Genomic DNA, 17856 nt, shown 5'->3' on the forward strand with positions numbered 1-17856 from the left:
CACTAAAAAGCAATTTACCGACCCCTCCGTCAACAAAAAGTGTGTCAGAAGAGTATCTGCACTAAATGTAACATTTCATGGCCAATAATTGCGCAGAGAATTGTTAACGTTTATTAATTATGGCTCATATCAGACACATTCGTCACTGCTCTAAGTGATATAAGTGATGTATATCTAATGTTGCCTAATTTTACTTGCTGCAACTTCGTTAACCTGCACGCTAACTATTCAACGTCTACTAACCCTTTGTAACGTTTTAAAATATGCTTTTGTGCGCCCCACCAAGCCCATGTCATATAACCTAAGTAAACTATCACTAGTTTATCGAACTCAAGGAGAGATTATGACATTTGAAGCACAATCGGAGAGTCCGTTTTCACGCGATAACTTCGCACAAGCACTGAAGTATTGGCGCAATTTTAATGGCATGTCTCAATTGGAACTGGTTGAAGCACTGAGCTTATCCCATCGAGCATTTCAAGGGATAAACCAGCCAATGCTCAGTAAGTGGGAGCATGGCAACGGACAGCCTTCATTGATGCGCCGAATCGGGGTCGCCACGTTTTTCCAGCAAAGTTACCATTATTCAGAAGATGAACGTCGCATCATTCAAGGGGTCGAAAAATATGATGACTTCTTTAGAGGGTTTGACACGCTCTACCCTTATACGATTGATACTTATGAAAGCTATCGTTGGGATAATCTGCCAGAGATCTATCGAGAGCAAATCGTCTACGCACAAGAGCACTATCGTTTTATCACGTTTCAAGAACTGATAGACGTCATGTCCATTCAAGAAATCAACGTGGTTCTTGCTAAGCACCGGGACGCGGTGGTTGGTCATATTGTGCATGGTAAGGATATTAACGGGCAGAACTGCCTACTTAGCTATGTGGCGCTTAATAAAGACTTGCATCGATTAGTGCATAACTACGCGTGTGAGCTGTTTGAAGGTAAAACCTTATTGATCACCGCGATCAAGCCTTACGCTAAAACTCTGATCTCGGATATCTATATTCCTGAAAAGTACCAAAGCGGACATATTACTGTGTATGAATGCCAAGTCGACACGCTAGCCGCCAATCCGTTTTTCGACCAAATTCACGATGAAGGGCGAATCCTAACGTTACTGAGCCATCATCAGAAGATTCAACGTAACCGCCGCTCAGCTCCCACACACAAAACGGACGAGTTAGCTCTGTCATAAATCACAGCACGCAATTTGAGCTCTCAAAGACATACCACTTTAGGAGCTCAAATCGCTCTATTTATTCAAAGAGTGCTGTTGGTAAGTGATGGAGTTAATAAACCACTCCTTATCTCCTTGAGGGGTCTTCACCACTACCTCATCATCCACTTGTTTTTTTAGCAGCGCCCTCGCCATAGGAGAATCAATCGATATATAACCTTTTGCATCGCCGTAAATCTCTTCGGGACCAACAATACGGAAATGCATGGTTTCACCTTCTTCATTTTCAATCTCCACCCAGGCACCGAAAAAGACCTTCCCTTCTTGTTGAGGTGAATAATCAACGATGGTGACCTCAGGTAAGAACTTGCGCAGAAAGCGAACACGGCGATCGATTTGGCGAAGCAAACGCTTATTGAAGGTATAGTCTGCGTTTTCAGAGCGATCACCTAAACTCGCCGCCCACGTCACTATCTTAGTGACTTCAGGACGTCGCTCGTTCCAGAGGTAATCATGTTCTTGTTTCAGTTTGTTGTAGCCTTCACGCGTGATCAATTTGGTCTTCATTTTGCTCTCTATTAATAGCAACTGCTGCTGAGAGATTATAACGAACTATTTGACTTTGTATGAACCCAAAATCCTCCCTCCTTGCACACCAACGAATTGCTGAAATGATAGTAAACCGTCAAAACACCATTTTAAACTACCTAATTATCAACATGGTTACCCAATGATTTATATCGTTTTTATTTTTTATTAGGACTTATTCTTTTACTTACCCCCTTAACTAATACCAATAATGAATTCTCAACGCATCACTTTCGAACATTCACTGTTAAGGAAAACATCATGTTTAGAAATAAAGCCTCTTTTCTACCTCCACTTAAACTTACCAAAAGAGATCTTCAATTAGAGGATATGGAGCAATTAGGCGTACATTTTGTTCATGGCACTAATTCAAGCGCTTTAGAAGGGTTGGTGAAATTCCGAGCGTTACTATCGGCTGAAGAAATAGACTGTACCCCTTGGTTCCATCGAGCCGAAGGACTAAAATCTGGAGAAAGGGGGAATACATTTGACAACTTGTTTCGCAATCAACCCATAAGCCAAGGTGTTAGCCTAAATTATACTCGTAGGTACCACGAAAGCCTTAATCATTATGCCAAACTCGGTTTACTCGATGAGGACAACTATGAAGTGCTAATCGGTTTAGACTCATTTGTCCCACTGCGTGCTAAGTTTACCGCACATCCCGTTAGTATCAGCGGTATTAGCATAATGAGAATCTGCGCTATTTATGTTCCTGCACAATATGTTTCAGACGTAAAAGAGATGTTCCAAACAATTCCCTTTTTAGTCACCAAAATACGAAGTTTTAGATAGTTGACCAATACTTTCGTGAAGATAAACCCCATAGAGTGCTGAAAATCTTACTTCGCTTAGCACTCTTTCTTCGAAAGTCGTTGACCTCTTTTTATTTATCAACTTTAGAAGCATATTTCAAATAACTCCACCAACCAACAACTTATCTAATTGTTGCCCCCATATCAAACTGTAAACTAATACCAGATTCTAATATTTAACTTTCCGTAATTTCTCTCTCAAGTTTGTTTATTTTAGTGCAATAGGCTCTACAGCTAGCGAAAAGCTCAACATCAACAAGAATCAGTGCTGTATAAAAACACAATGAAAATTATAAGACACTGATATATGTGACTTTTTATTTTTTATAATCATTTATTAGTTAACTGGGTTCCAAAAAAACAATAAATTTCGTCTCGAATCAGAACACACTGACATTCATATTTAACCTCACTCAAGCAACAAACTATTTAATTTGGAAAATAACTCATGACTTTTAACTTAACAAAACAAACTCTAGCTAGCAGCGTTGGCCTTGTATTAGCACTAAGCACATCATCAGCAATGGCAATCGATAAGGATGTGCATCCGGGACAAAATGGCGAATATGACTTCTCATCTTATTATGGCGAACACAACAACATAAAAGATCGAAACGTGGAAAGCAAAGACCTTCAACTAAACATCACAGCAAATGTTAACTATGAAGGCGCCATTTGTTCATTTGATTTTGCTACTGGTGCCGGGTTTGATGTTCAATTTGGCGATGTGACACTCAATAATGAGAAAGACAATACTCTTGATACTCGAGAAACGGGCTTACAATTAACTGGTAATGGCTGTGAAATGGCGTTTTTTAATATTGAAAATACATCAATGAAGGGAAAAAGTGCAACAGAAGGAAAGTTTGCCTATCCCGTTCAGGATGCCTATTGGAAGGAAAATGGTCAGACTTGGTATGCACTAGGGGACGATATTGGCGTATGGTTTACAACGGTTATCAAGAAAAAAGACTTCGAGATTACAGCATCTATTGATGGCAATAATAAAGTCCAGATCGAGAATGGCTATAACATTGTAAAAGCAGGAGAAACATCAGAATGGCACCGACTTGCAGAATTTGCCAAAGATAATACTCTTACATTAACAACGATTATGAATATTGACCATAGGAAGTACGCTATGTGGAATCACACGGCAGATAAAGAAGTCAATAAAGTAATGTCTTTTACTGCAAAGATTCAATAATACTTATTTAATTCCTATCTTTGGAGTATTTATATACTCCAAAGATATAGAGATGTAAAAAATGAAAAAACATATATTTCTAATACTAATGCTACCAAGTATTTGCTATGCCGTTGCCATTCCCGGAGCTAGGGTTGTTTATATTGAAGGGAGTAAATACTTTCAAGGTGAAATCGTTAATAACTCAGATTCTGCGACATTAGTACAGCTTTCTATATTAGATGACAGCTTTGATGAAGAGAAGCTGCCGATAATAACACCGAATATCATTCTATCTAAAGCAGATAGCCGCTCAGGGTTCAGAATCTATAATTTAGAGTCAGTAATGGACTCTAATGAGGTAGAAACATATCGAACTCTTAGTGCTGTCTCTATAAAAGAGCAGTCAGATACTCCATCTGATGTCATTGCTAGCATGGATATGCATTACAAGTTATTTATCAGGCCGAAATCCATTGCGACAGTAACCATGGCAGACGCAGTAAAGAAACTCGTTATTAACAAACAAGGTGATGATTTTACAGTAAGAAATGATTCTCCATTACACATCACGCTCATCTCTATTGAACAAAGAAAAGAAGAGACGATGGTAGTACAAATGATTGCCCCTTATCAGGAGATTACATTTACTAAAAGTAGCAATTTTAACCCCAAACGTTCTTTTGAATTAAATTACATCGACGACATTGGATTACTTGCTAAAGATAAACGCTCGCTATAGAAATATTACCCATGTTACGCTCCCTAATTCTGCTCTTTCTGACTACTCCTTTACTATCTTTTGCGGGAGGCTTTGATCTTGCTCTCCTTAGTGGCATCTCTGAAGGAGCTTCCCTCGGTAGCTTGGTTAATCACATCCCTGATGGCAACTATGACTTTAAAATTACCGTCAATAAAAGGCGAACGTATTTTGAATCCATTCGCTTCTACACCAATGAGCAAGGAGAAAGCACACCATGCTTCTCAGAACAACAATTAAGTGAGTTCGGCATTAAACCGGATATCAACTTAACACAAGGCTCGTGTGTGCTAAGCAGCGAAATTGGCTTGGATATTGATTTTGGCAGTTTCGAAATAACCATGAACATCCCTTCCAGATTTTTGCTGTCAGAAAAGCAGTATGCTCTGGCTCATTATGATGATGGTGTCACAGCATTAATGTTACCGTATTCGGCTGGAATGACGACTAGGTTTGACGATAACTACCAAGCGTACGGTTCAGCAAGCCCTCAATTCAATGTGGGACGGTTTCGCTTCAAGAGCAGCCTCTCGGCTTCTCTGATGAATCAAAAGACGACAATGTCCAATGGATATCTCTATGGATATACCAATATTCCTTCACTGCGCAGCAAGTTCATGTTTGGTGAGCTTAGTCAAAGCACAGCAGTCATGGGGTCGGTCGATATGCAAGGCGTTAGCTTGAGCAGTAATAGCCGTTTGTATCAATCAGGGCAAATGACGGACACTACGACCATTCGTGCCAATGCGGAAACGAATGCCGAAGTGCGTGTTTATCAAGACAACGAACTGATTCACACCGAATACGTGGCGGCCGGCGAATTCACTATTAACGATATGAACATTCGTTCCAATAGTGATTTCGTGGTCAGTATTAAAGAAGAAGATGGACGTGAAGCGGTTTTTTCAGTTCCTAGTCAATTGGTACTCAGTGTCCTAAAGCAAGGCACTAGCGAACATAGCTTATTTACAGGGCTACAACGAACCAACTCACACGCCTTTTTAGGAGGAGAATTGATCTATGGCCTAACGGATACTCAATCTTTAACTACTGGGCTTTTTGTCGAACGCGACTATAGTAACCTATCTGTAGCTAGTACGATGAACTTCGACCTATTGGGTGGTGTTCGCTTTTCTGCTGCACATTCTACTTATCTACCGACGGGTCAGTCAGGGACTAAAATCAATTCAAGTTTAACCAAAAGCTTGCCATTCTGGTCACTAAATTTTCAGACCTCTCTGAGTCATTTTTTGGGAAATGGGTACCGAGATATCAATAGTAGCCATATTGCCGATACGGTTAGAAAAGGCTATCAGTTCTCTACATCAGCGAGTAGCGACCTGCCCTTTCAACTTGGAAGCGTCAGTCTGTTTCAGTCTCTGGGAGGATCAGACAAAGCACAATTCCAAAGCTTTGGCTTAGGGTACTCATTTGGTAATGAATACTATCGATACTCCGTTAGCGCGCTAAAGGCCTATTCTAAAGAGAGTAACCAGAATAACTTTGCCGTCGACAATCGACTCTCAATGAATTTTTCGATGCCGCTCAACTGGGGAAAATCGCGCGTAAGCCTATCTCGCTCACACAGCAGTGGTCGCCCTGCGAGTACCTCGTTGTCTAGTGGTATGAGGTTCGGCGACAGTAGCTCCGTATCAGGCTCTCTGCGTCTCGATGATAAGAAGGGCATTGTTGGGCATGGGTTGTCTTTATCAAGCAATAGTGAATATAACAATTATTCTCTGCAATACTCCAACTCTCAATCGGGCTCACAGGTTAGAGGCACCGTGAAAGGTGGCTTGGTCGTTGCGGAAAATACCGTGCTTCCCACTCGGCGTCTATCTGACACCAATATATTAGTCAGAGTTGACGATGTGGAAGGGTTAAAAATAAGAAATGCCGGTAAAACAAACGCGGATGGCTTTGCGCTCATCCCTTCAGCCTCTGCGTACAGTCAAAATCGAGTTTCAGTCGAATCCAAGTCGATTCCTGATGGAGTCTACCTTGACAATACCGTCGCAAATACGATTCCAAGTGAAGGCGCTCTCACCTTAGTCACTTATCACGTTAAAAAAGGGCGCGACACCATGCTTAAGCTGAGGCAAGAGGTTTCATTAGGAACTAAGCTTTATAGTAATGATGCCCCGATTAGTAGCTACTTTGACAGTGATGGCCGTGTATTTATTGCGGCATTTGACAAAAATGAGGAACACCTAAGTGTTCCTATGCTCAGCTGTGACGTAAACATTATTGAAGACAGCTATATCGATATGTCTGGCTTAGATTATTATGAAGCCGAGTGTCTGTCCCCAAGTAATAGAAGCTAAATCATGACACCAACCACAAATATAACCTTGAACCCGAATAATGGTCACCTGGCGGAAGACGGGCTTACTATCGCAAAATTAAACAGCAGTGAGCGACTTATCCTTGAAGCTCTTTGCAATGCTCATGGGCACCCATTAACCAAGCAACAGTTATTGGACGTTGGCTGGCCTGGCAAGATTGTTGTCGCTAATTCGCTCAATGTCGCCATCCGAAATATTCGGACAGCGTTGGATAAAGTTGGCTTAGTGATGTGCTTAGAAACCGTTCCAACTATTGGTTTCCGGTTAGACCCTAATGTCATTTTGATCACAAATGACGTGCCTTTTGTCAGCGTGAACGTAAGTTCAGCCAGCGCTAATGACAATGATGCTAGCTCTTCTGAACTAGCCGCTCAGCCAGTCGAAGAATGCCCTTCATCCAACGACGCAGTTGCGACACCAACTCGGTTTGGGTTAGTCAAAAAGGTGCCTTTAATGGCACTTTATGCCGCCTTGTTGTTTTGTGCTTTAGTGATTTTTTACGTGTCATCGATAAAGCCAAGTATGCACACCTATAAGCGTGGCAACACCACTTTAGTCGGCTCATTCTCTCTGCCAGATAACACGGTACACGCCCTCTCTAAAGAGACGGAGGGTCATGTGGTGTATTTTCGGGATACTTCTGATGAAGATGGCATTATTCGCTTGGTCCCAATAGAACACTGAACCGAGATTTTAGCTTCGAATAGTAAGGAATACTGAATGCGCTCTACCAATGCTATGGCCAACCTTCGAACAATAGCGACATCAAAATGCTTCGTTGCTTTGCTGCTAATGGTTTCTGTTATTTGGCTATTGTACCCCTTCGTTAATGGCTTGGGATGTAGCTATAGGTTTACTCATGATGGTGAGCTCAACTTGCAAAAAGGCAAATGCCGCTCGGGCGTGTTGTCTGTGTATATTGAAAATAAAGCCAGCGGGAGAGTCATTAATAAGACCATGCTTTGGGGTAAACGAGGTTCGGAGATTTACACGCTATTTATTAGTCAGAGAGAGGTAAAACCTGCAGTGGCCACCGATAATCAAGCACTGTATGCCGATACGTTTTATGATAATCAGCTGTTAATTGTTGGACTGTTGCTCAAGACAAAACAGCCTAATCAGTACATCTCTGTGTTTGATTACCCTTTTGATATCGGCTACGACATCACCTTGTTTGGCAAGACGAGTTTTTTTGATTAATACGAGAAGGTATTGAGTTTAGTTTGGTCGTTCTCAGGCGGGTCGTGGAAAACTTACCTGAGAACGTACTTTTCTATCCTGAAGGCGTACGCTAGATACTTACACCAATGTTACTGACTCCCTCTTCCTTAAGCTCAAGGCGAAGATCTTTAATCAGCTCTATATCACGCTCAGTGCAATCACGTAGTGGACGGAAAATAGCCCACTGAACATCCCATTCTTCACACACAGCTTCGTTTTCTTTTTGGTTCTCATTGGTGATTTCCACACCGGTTTCTGCTTGCTCAAGCTGAGCCACAGTCGCGACAGACTGTTGACTGATCTTAAGCGTTGATTCCAGTAAGTAATCACGATCGAGCAAACCATGCAGTAAAGTCGATAAGGCAAAACACGCATCAATCGCTGGATAGACGCCGTAGATATCAAAATCTTCTGAGTTCGGAATGACCTCTTCTAGCTTTTCTAGCTGCTTTTCGAAGTTGATTTTGGCGGTTTTCACCGTCAGCAGTTCCCATACAGCATCCAAAATATTGCGGTACACGCGCGCTTCAGCAAACTCGGTTTGCTCACAGAACATAGCGAAGTTGGGGTACATACGCTCGCACAAACAGGTCATAAAAGTGATATGCTGCCAAGGCTCAAATTTTTCGATACGTACCTGAATAGGGTTCTTTAACATGGTCGCTCTGCCGTAGTGAATATAGTCTGCGGAAGTGTAACCAAACGGATAGGGAATAGCCAGAAATGACGACGCAAAAGCATCGCTTAGCACTTGTGACGGACAACAATGAACACTACCTGCCACTGCTTGAAGCAAGACAACTGCCTGATTTGGAGATTATCTCTGAGTTGAGTAATGCCACTATTGTACTGGCAGCGCCGCCAAAGCTTGCTTCCGAACTCGATAGTGCAGAGCAGTTACAGTGGGTTCAATCTACCTATGCTGGCATTGATGCCTTACTTGGTGAATCTCTGCGTAAAGACTACAAACTCACTAACGTAAAAGGCATTTTTGGTCAGCAGATCAGTGAGTATGTGCTGGGTTACGCCATCAATTACTTCCGTCATTTCGATCTCTATAAACAACAGCAGCAAAAACGTGACTGGCAGCCACACAGCTATCAATCGCTGATTGGCAAACGTATGGTGATTTTTGGTACGGGTGCGATTGGTAGTCATCTGGCGAATACCGTCAAGGTATTGGGCATTGTGCCTATCGGTGTCAATCGCACCGGCATTCCTCCTCGCCAAAGTGCGTTTGCAGAAACTTTTCATATCAATGAAGCAGAAAAAGCGCTTGAGCACGCGGATATTATCGTCAATACCTTGCCCAACACCCCGACGACAGATGGACTGTTCAACGAACAACTCTTTGCGGCCTGCCGTCATGCTTTGTTCTTCAATGTAGGTAGAGGCCAAACCGTTGATAGTAATGCGCTACTTAGTGCGCTGGATAAAGGTCACTTGGTCCATGCTTTCTTGGACGTATTTATCAACGAGCCAATTTCTCAAGAGTGCCCTTACTGGCATAACCCAAATGTCACCGTAACCCCACATATTGCTGCCATCAGCTTTCCTGAGCAAGTAGTCGAGATTTTTGCGGAGAACTATTTGCGCTGGCGTGATGGGTTTCAGTTGCAGAATTTGGTGGATTTTGAGCGTGGGTATTAAAGGGGGATGCTATAGCGTTATCAGGCATAACTCTCAAAAAAGTTGTCACTCCTGCGAAGGTAGGAGTCCTCTCAACGCACGCACTAAGCCTCAAATAGATTCCAGCCTTCGCTGGAATGACGTGAGTTGTGAATCAGTCATACTAAAGAACAGTCACACCACTCGCAGCTAGTGGAATGACGTATGCAGTAAGCCACCTGAGACAGATAAACTATTTCGTAGGGTATTCTTCGAACATCTTGTGCACCTGCTCTTGCACAAACACATCTCTATCTGCGGGCTCCATGGTTTCAGTCAATTGGCGCTGTGACACCGAGCGCCATACCACATCGTTCGATTTGGCATCAATAAGCTCAACGCTCAGTTTACCGAACTTCTTCTCTTTCACTCGAGTTGGCGTCCGTACCCCTACTCCATAAGCACTGTTGTATCCACCTGACCCGATACCGAAACCAAAACTTGGCCCGTCCGCCAACAACTCTGTACCTTCTAGGATGTCATAATACACCAGCACATCGGCATCTTTATCCACCAGCGTCAGTCCTCGCAATGCCATTTCATTGTCGACCGCTTTTTTGATGCGGGCTCCATCAAGGCTAACAGGATCTGCACTGTTTTCTTGATATTGATAGGTTTTGAATGCTGAGAAGTTAGTACTTGAGTCGTAATCCGTCGCCACATCAGAGGCGCAACCAATGAGAAAGAGCAGCGAAGTAAGGAATGGGGTGACCACTTTAAACATAATCAGTCCTCTTAACGAGTGCCTCTGTTTAGCTTAGTCAAAAATAGAAAAAAAGCCGTCATCTGCTTAAGATGACGGCTTTAAAAAAAACATTAACTTGATTTACTTGTGATACGGTTTAGATAACTCGTGCACCGCTTCAACAAATACACCTGCATTTTCAGGTGGCACATCTAGATGAATACCATGGCCTAAGTTGAAGACGTGACCAGTGCCACCATCACCGAAGCCTTCCAGAATGGTCGCAACTTCTTCACGAATGCGCTCTGGCTGAGCGTAAAGCATTGATGGGTCCATGTTACCTTGCAGTGCTACTTTGTCGCCGATACGCGCTTTAGCGTCCGCGATGTTAATCGTCCAATCTAGACCTACTGCGTCACAGCCTGTCGCTGCGATTTGTTCAAGCCACATACCGCCATTCTTAGTAAATAGCGTTACTGGAACGCGACGACCGTCGTTTTCACGTATAAGACCATCAACAATCTTGTGCATGTACTGAAGTGAGAACAAGTTGTAATCACGAGGTGTCAATACACCGCCCCATGTATCAAATACCATAACCGATTGGGCACCCGCTTTAATTTGCGCATTAAGGTACTCAATAACACTGTCCGCTAACTTATCCAGTAGTGCGTGCAGAATTTGTGGCTCTGCGTACATCATCTTTTTGATCTTAGTGAAGGCTTTCGAACTGCCCCCTTCAACCATGTATGTCGCCAGCGTCCAAGGACTGCCAGAGAAACCGATAAGTGGTACATCGCCATTCAAGTCTTTACGAATTTGACGTACTGCATTCATGACATATTGCAGCTCGCCTTCTGGATCAGGTAAACCAATTTTGTCGACGTCTGCTTTGCAAGTAATAGGACGTTCAAACTTAGGACCTTCACCCGCTTCAAAGTGTAAACCTAAGCCCATCGCATCTGGAATAGTCAGGATGTCAGAAAACAGAATGGCAGCGTCGAGTGGGAAACGACGAAGCGGCTGTAGCGTCACTTCAGATGCTAACTCGGCGTTCTTACACAAAGACATAAAGTCACCAGCCACAGCACGTGTTTCGCGATACTCAGGCAGGTAACGTCCTGCTTGGCGCATCATCCATACTGGTGTGTAATCTACAGGTTGCTTTAACAACGCTCGAAGATAGCGATCGTTCTTTAATTCCGTCATTCTTTTTTCTCCAATTCGAAAGGCGTTAGTTTAACGCTAATCGTTGACCGTGTGCAGCCATAGATAACAATTCTTTTACCAAAATTTGAGGGCTATCCGGTCTTATGCTTGAACGCTCAAAAAAGAGTCACTTTGCAAGCCAGATCATATTATTAATGACCAATCTAATAGCGAATTTGCAACCCATTAATAGGAATGTTAAAAGTTTGTTTGCTAGCGAAAATTACAATAATACAACTGAGTATCGCACTCAGCATCTCATAACGACATCTTACTTACCCCCTCCGCTTGCGGAGGGTTTTTTTTATCCTACTTAACTTGCTCTGCCGTGGCATTGATCAATGCTCGGGCAATGGTCCCTTCTGGTGCCACTAGAGGCAGTGCATTGGTTTCAAACCACTGCGCATCTTTCAGCTCGGAGAAGTCAGGTTTAATTTCACCACTCTCATAATCAGCCAAAAACGCCATCATCATGCTTGATGGAAACGCCCAAGGTTGGCTGCCGAAATAGCGAATGTTCCCCACCTTAATGCCCGTTTCCTCTTCCACTTCGCGCGCGACACATGTTTCTAGGGTTTCGCCCACTTCTAAAAACCCAGCAATCACGGTATACATGCCGCCTGCATGGCGATTATGCTGAGCTAATAGAATCTGCGACCCTTTGCGGACCGCCACAATAATGCATGGGAAAATTCGTGGATAATGTAGCGTTCGGCAATCTTGGCATTGCATAGCCAGTTGATTGTGATTGAGATGATTTCGTCCACCACATTGAGGGCAAAATCGCATCGACTGACTCATGTAGCCATATTGGATAGCTTTGGATAACTGGTAGAAAAGCGCCTCTGGTAAATGCAGTAACTCACGTAAAGAAGTAAGTGGTCGCTCACCGTCTAGGTCTGCATCATTGAGCCACATTACTGGTGTACCTTCAAACTCTCCAACCTGAATAGCCTGCGCCGCTGGGAGTTGAAATTGCTCCGCCGAACCTTGCGGCACCTCACCGTCTACAAGCCATAATTCGTTCCCTGACACCACACACCAATAAGCTTGATGAATATGGTTTTCACTTTTTTTTAACATCATGAATCCTCATTGCTTGCAGTTCGACCATTTTACTGGCAATCTAAATTCATACCAGCTAGAAAAACGAAATTCTAATTCTGGTACCATGAGAAACGAATTCTCAGTAACTCTTTGTCATTACAAAGCTAGAGACTGCCTATTGCGGTCCCGATCATGAGGACATGGTCATGTTAAATAAATTCAAACAAGTACAAGAACAATGGGGTGGCTCCAGCGAAGTCATCGACCACTGGCTAGAAACTCGCCAAGCGCTTATCGTCGAATACTGTAAGCTTGGTTCTCTACAACCTTCTCAAGCTCAATCCAACGTCGTCGAGCTGCCTTCTCCTAAAGACATCGGTTCCTTTTGCGACCATCTTGTCGACTATATCTCTGAAGGTCATTTTAAGATCTACGATATGGTCATGGATAAGTGGAAAGCGACTGGCTTCAAGACCAACGATGAGATTGATGCCGCTTACGCCAAGATTGTCCTGACCACTGACCCACTGCTTGAATTCAACGATAAGTACAAGAAAGTGGATGATGAGATGCCTAACTTCGAACAGGATATGTCAAAAGTTGGGGAGATATTAGAGTTACGCTTTGCGGTAGAAGATAAGCTGATCCAACTGATTGCTGATAGTTTAGCGATTCCTCCAGGGGCATAGAGGACGCTGTTGTAAGCAGCAGTAGGCTTATAGCTTTGACAGGCCCGCAAGGTGGGTCTGTCCTGTTGCGTCTTCACCTTCTATATTATCGTCATCCTAGACTTTCATTACCCTTGCGAAGGCAGGGGTCTAATCACCACTAACACCAAGTCTCAGCTAGATTCCCATCTGCACAGAAATGGCGATAGAGCGATAATTCAGATACAAAAAAGGCGCCTTTCGGCGCCTTTTGTCATTTCTTTCTACGATTACTCGTCAGAAGAGAAACCTGCGTTTAGAAGCGCAGCTAGGTTATCCGTCGCTTGTTCAGCTGATGGACCTTCCTGAGCTTCGTCACGCTTAGCTTGACGGTCTTGGTGATACGCAAAACCAGTACCAGCTGGGATCAGACGACCCACGATAACGTTCTCTTTCAGACCACGTAGATCATCACGCTTACCAGATACCGCTGCCTCTGTTAGTACGCGCGTCGTTTCTTGGAACGATGCCGCAGAGATGAACGATTCTGTTGCTAGAGATGCCTTAGTGATACCTAGTAGGTCACGCTCAAAACGTACAAGTTCTTTGCCTTCAGCTTCTAGCTGACGGTTTGCGATCTTAACGCTTGAGTATTCAACCTGCTCGCCTGGTAGGAACTCAGAGTCACCTGCATGCGTGATTGTACACTTACGTAGCATTTGACGAACGATAGTCTCGATGTGCTTATCGTTAATCTTTACACCCTGTAGACGGTATACTTCTTGAACTTCGTTCGCGATGTATTGAGTCACAGCGTGAATACCACGCAGACGTAGAATGTCATGCGGAGTTTCTGGACCATCAGCGATTACGTCACCACGCTCAACGCGCTCACCTTCGAACACGTTTAGCTGACGATGCTTAGGAATCATCTCTTCGTAGTTATCGCCACCATCACGAGTGATGATTAGACGACGCTTACCTTTCGTCTCTTTACCGAATGAAACGGTACCAGAGTGCTCAGCAAGAATTGCTGGCTCTTTTGGTTTACGAGCTTCGAATAGGTCCGCAACGCGAGGTAGACCACCGGTGATATCTTTGTTACCGCCAGATTTTTGTGGGATACGTGCTAACGTGTCACCCACACCTACTTCTGCGCCATCTTCGATGTTCACAATCGCTTTACCTGGTAGGAAGTAAAGTGCTGGCATTTCTGTGCCTGCGATCATTACGTCTTTACCATGCTCATCAACAAGTTTGATAGCTGGACGCATATCTTTACCTGCTGCTGGGCGAGCGGCTGCTTCTGTTACTTCGCTTGAAGATAGACCTGTTAGGTCATCTGTTTGACGAGAAACAGTTACGCCATCGATCATGTCTACGAATTGGATACGACCCGCTACTTCAGTAATGATTGGCAGCGTGTGCGCTTCCCAGTTCGCTACTGTTTCACCAGCTTGAACTGCATCGCCATCACCTTTAGTTAGCAATGAACCGTAAGGAAGTTTGTGCTTCTCTTTAGTACGGCCAAACTCATCGATAATCGTCATTTCTGACGCACGAGAGGTGATAACCAGTTTCTTATCTTTGTTGATAACAAACTTAGCGTTGTGAAGCTTCACAGAACCTGTGTTTTTCGCCTGGATGCTGTTCTCTGCTGCTGCAGTAGATGCCGCACCACCGATGTGGAACGTACGCATCGTAAGCTGTGTACCCGGTTCACCGATAGACTGAGCAGCGATAACGCCCACTGCTTCACCTTGGTTCACTAGGTGACCACGTGCTAGGTCACGACCGTAACACTGTGCACAACAACCGAAGTCTGCATCACAGGTAACTACTGAGCGCACTTTCATGCTATCTACAGAGTTATCTTCCATGATCTGACACCACTTCTCATCAATTAGAGTGTTACGTGGAATCAGAACATCTTCAGTACCTGGCTTAAGAACGTCTTCAGCAACTACACGACCAAGCGCTAGCTCAGAAAGTGCAACTTTAACGTCACCACCTTCGATATGAGGCATCATATCGATACCTTCGTGCGTACCACAGTCGTGCTCGTGAACAACTACGTCCTGAGCAACGTCTACTAGACGACGAGTTAGGTAACCCGAGTTCGCTGTCTTCAGTGCCGTATCCGCAAGACCCTTACGAGCACCGTGCGTTGAGATAAAGTACTGAAGTACGTTTAGACCTTCTTTAAAGTTCGCAGTGATCGGTGTTTCGATGATTGAGCCATCTGGACGAGCCATCAGACCACGCATACCAGCTAGCTGACGAATCTGAGCTGCAGAACCACGAGCGCCCGAGTCAGCCATCATATAGATGCTGTTGAATGACTCTTGTTGCTCTTCCGCACCTTCACGGTTAATTACCGTTTCAGATGAAAGGTTGTCCATCATCGCTTTCGCTACGCGATCGTTGGTCGATGCCCAAATATCGATCACTTTGTTGTAGCGCTCACCCGCAGTTACAAGACCAGATTGGAACTGTTCTTGAATTTCGCGAACTTCTTCTTCCGCTGATTCGATTTCGTCGTACTTCGCTTGAGGTACAACCATGTCATCGATACCAACTGATACACCAGAAAGTGCAGCGTATGCAAAACCTGCGTACATCACTTGGTCAGCAAAGATTACTGTATCTTTCAGACCCAGCTTACGGTAAGCCTCGTTAAGTAGGTTAGAGATTTGCTTCTTACCTAGCTTTTGGTTTACCAAGCTGTATGGAAGACCTGCAGGAACGATTTGCCACAGCATTGCACGACCGATAGTCGTATCGACCATCTTCGTTTCTGTTGTGCTGTTGCCATCTTCGTCCACTACCGTTTCAGTGATACGTACTTTAACGCGAGCGTGTAGCTCTGCGCTCTTAGTACGGTATGCCTTCTCAGCCTCTTCAGGGCCAGCAAGGTACATACCTTCACCTTTCACGTTGATCTTTTCACGAGTCATGTAGTAAAGACCCAATACAACGTCCTGAGAAGGTACGATGATCGGATCACCTGACGCTGGCGACAGAATGTTGTTTGTCGACATCATCAGTGTACGAGCTTCAAGCTGTGCTTCTAGAGTTAGAGGCACGTGAACCGCCATTTGGTCACCATCGAAGTCCGCGTTATACGCCGCACACACTAGTGGGTGTAGCTGAATCGCTTTACCTTCGATTAGTACTGGTTCGAACGCCTGGATACCAAGACGGTGAAGTGTTGGTGCACGGTTCAATAGTACTGGGTGCTCGCGGATTACTTCGTCTAGGATATCCCAAACGATCGCTTCTTCGCGCTCTACCATCTTCTTAGCTGCTTTGATTGTCGTCGCCATGCCACGAGTTTCTAGCTTGCTGTAGATAAATGGTTTAAATAGCTCTAGTGCCATCTTCTTAGGAAGACCACACTGGTGCAGACGAAGGTATGGACCTACTGTGATTACAGAACGGCCAGAGTAGTCTACACGCTTACCAAGTAGGTTCTGACGGAAACGACCTTGTTTACCCTTGATCATATCAGCAAGAGATTTCAGAGGACGCTTGTTCGAACCTGTAATTGCACGACCGCGACGACCGTTATCTAGGAGGGCATCAACAGACTCTTGCAGCATACGCTTTTCGTTACGTACGATGATGTCTGGAGCCGCTAGCTCTAGAAGACGCTTCAAACGGTTGTTACGGTTGATTACACGACGGTATAGATCGTTCAGATCAGACGTTGCAAAACGACCGCCATCTAGTGGTACTAGAGGACGTAGATCTGGCGGAAGAACCGGAAGCACAGTTAGGATCATCCACTCAGGGTTGTTACCTGATGCAATGAACGCTTCAACTAGCTTCAGACGCTTAGTGATCTTCTTACGCTTAGTTTCTGAGTTAGTAGACTCAAGTTCTTCGCGCATCATCTCTGCTTCAGCGTGCATGTCCATAGTGGCAAGCAGATCTTTGATCGCTTCTGCACCCATCTTAGCAGTGAATTCGTCACCCCATTCTTCTAGACGATCAAGATACTCTTCTTCAGTTAGCATCTGACCTTTTTCTAGATCCGTCATACCTGGTTCAGTTACTACGTACATTTCGAAGTAAAGAACACGCTCGATATCACGTAGCGGGATGTCCATTAGCAAACCGATACGAGATGGTAGCGATTTTAGGAACCAGATGTGAGCGACAGGAGACGCAAGCTCGATGTGGCCCATACGGTCACGACGAACTTTAGTTTGCGTTACTTCAACGCCACACTTCTCACAGATAACACCACGGTGTTTCAGACGCTTGTATTTGCCACAAAGACATTCGTAGTCTTTAACTGGACCAAAAATACGCGCACAGAACAGACCATCGCGCTCAGGTTTGAACGTACGATAGTTGATCGTCTCAGGTTTTTTAACTTCACCAAAAGACCATGAACGAATCATGTCTGGTGAAGATAGACCGATTTTGATTGCATCAAATTCTTCGGTCTTATGCTGTGCTTTTAGAAAGTTTAATAAGTCTTTCACAAT

At 44.1% G+C, this 17856-nt stretch carries 15 protein-coding genes; 9 read left to right on the forward strand and 6 right to left on the reverse strand.

Features of this window, described 5'->3' with window-relative positions:
• Window positions 1-343: 343 nt before the first annotated feature.
• Window positions 344-1207 (forward strand): helix-turn-helix domain-containing protein, encoded by an 864-nt coding sequence (locus HOP38_RS15325; RefSeq protein WP_006071279.1) that lies wholly within the window; start codon window positions 344-346, stop codon window positions 1205-1207.
• Window positions 1208-1264: 57 nt separating this feature from the next.
• On the opposite strand, the gene greB is transcribed toward HOP38_RS15325, so the two are convergent.
• Window positions 1265-1756, reverse strand: coding sequence for a transcription elongation factor GreB (gene greB, locus HOP38_RS15330; RefSeq protein ID WP_198558431.1), 492 nt, complete (start codon window positions 1754-1756; stop codon window positions 1265-1267).
• 282 nt (window positions 1757-2038) lie between these two features.
• Between greB and HOP38_RS15335 the strand changes: the two genes are divergently transcribed.
• The 6 genes from HOP38_RS15335 to HOP38_RS15360 all read left to right on the forward strand — a co-directional run bounded on the left by HOP38_RS15335 (window position 2039) and on the right by HOP38_RS15360 (window position 8083).
• Window positions 2039-2572, forward strand: a complete 534-nt coding sequence (locus tag HOP38_RS15335; RefSeq protein ID WP_198558432.1) for a hypothetical protein — start codon at window positions 2039-2041, stop codon at window positions 2570-2572.
• Between the two features lie 468 nt (window positions 2573-3040).
• Window positions 3041-3799 (forward strand): hypothetical protein, encoded by a 759-nt coding sequence (locus HOP38_RS15340; protein WP_107307269.1) that lies wholly within the window; start codon window positions 3041-3043, stop codon window positions 3797-3799.
• Between the two features lie 61 nt (window positions 3800-3860).
• The gene (locus HOP38_RS15345; RefSeq protein ID WP_198558433.1) at window positions 3861-4520 is read left to right on the forward strand and encodes a fimbrial biogenesis chaperone; all 660 of its coding nucleotides are present in this window, start codon (window positions 3861-3863) and stop codon (window positions 4518-4520) included.
• A gap of 11 nt (window positions 4521-4531) precedes the next feature.
• The gene (locus HOP38_RS15350) at window positions 4532-6862 is read left to right on the forward strand and encodes a fimbria/pilus outer membrane usher protein (protein ID WP_198558434.1); all 2331 of its coding nucleotides are present in this window, start codon (window positions 4532-4534) and stop codon (window positions 6860-6862) included.
• Between the two features lie 3 nt (window positions 6863-6865).
• Entirely contained in the window at window positions 6866-7567 is a 702-nt protein-coding gene (locus HOP38_RS15355; protein WP_198558435.1) for a winged helix-turn-helix domain-containing protein, read from the forward strand.
• Window positions 7568-7603: 36 nt separating this feature from the next.
• Window positions 7604-8083 (forward strand): hypothetical protein, encoded by a 480-nt coding sequence (locus HOP38_RS15360; protein WP_198558436.1) that lies wholly within the window; start codon window positions 7604-7606, stop codon window positions 8081-8083.
• Window positions 8084-8174: 91 nt separating this feature from the next.
• Here the strand turns inward: HOP38_RS15360 and HOP38_RS15365 are convergent, their stop codons facing one another.
• Window positions 8175-8762: a YjaG family protein gene (locus HOP38_RS15365; protein WP_006071293.1), complete on the reverse strand. Its 588-nt coding sequence runs from the start codon at window positions 8760-8762 to the stop codon at window positions 8175-8177.
• A 65-nt stretch (window positions 8763-8827) separates the two neighbouring features.
• On the opposite strand from HOP38_RS15365, the gene HOP38_RS15370 reads away from it, so the two are divergent.
• Window positions 8828-9754: a D-2-hydroxyacid dehydrogenase gene (locus tag HOP38_RS15370; RefSeq protein WP_198558437.1), complete on the forward strand. Its 927-nt coding sequence runs from the start codon at window positions 8828-8830 to the stop codon at window positions 9752-9754.
• A gap of 211 nt (window positions 9755-9965) precedes the next feature.
• Here HOP38_RS15370 and HOP38_RS15375 read toward each other — a convergent pair whose 3' ends face one another.
• The 3 genes from HOP38_RS15375 to nudC all read right to left on the reverse strand — a co-directional run bounded on the left by HOP38_RS15375 (window position 9966) and on the right by nudC (window position 12749).
• Window positions 9966-10496, reverse strand: a complete 531-nt coding sequence (locus HOP38_RS15375; protein ID WP_096444373.1) for a DUF4136 domain-containing protein — start codon at window positions 10494-10496, stop codon at window positions 9966-9968.
• Window positions 10497-10598: 102 nt separating this feature from the next.
• Window positions 10599-11666 (reverse strand): uroporphyrinogen decarboxylase, encoded by a 1068-nt coding sequence (gene hemE, locus HOP38_RS15380; protein ID WP_006071299.1) that lies wholly within the window; start codon window positions 11664-11666, stop codon window positions 10599-10601.
• A 309-nt stretch (window positions 11667-11975) separates the two neighbouring features.
• Window positions 11976-12749 (reverse strand): NAD(+) diphosphatase, encoded by a 774-nt coding sequence (nudC, locus tag HOP38_RS15385; RefSeq protein ID WP_124941201.1) that lies wholly within the window; start codon window positions 12747-12749, stop codon window positions 11976-11978.
• A 164-nt stretch (window positions 12750-12913) separates the two neighbouring features.
• Between nudC and rsd the strand changes: the two genes are divergently transcribed.
• Entirely contained in the window at window positions 12914-13402 is a 489-nt protein-coding gene (gene rsd / locus HOP38_RS15390) for a sigma D regulator (RefSeq protein WP_198558438.1), read from the forward strand.
• Window positions 13403-13650: 248 nt separating this feature from the next.
• On the opposite strand, the gene rpoC is transcribed toward rsd, so the two are convergent.
• Complete coding sequence (gene rpoC, locus HOP38_RS15395; RefSeq protein WP_006071303.1) at window positions 13651-17853, reverse strand: DNA-directed RNA polymerase subunit beta'; 4203 nt, start codon at window positions 17851-17853, stop codon at window positions 13651-13653.
• Between the last annotated feature and the right edge of the window lie 3 nt (window positions 17854-17856).

The sequence above is a fragment of the Vibrio mediterranei genome (assembly GCF_013364395.1).
Classification (GTDB): domain Bacteria; phylum Pseudomonadota; class Gammaproteobacteria; order Enterobacterales; family Vibrionaceae; genus Vibrio; species Vibrio mediterranei.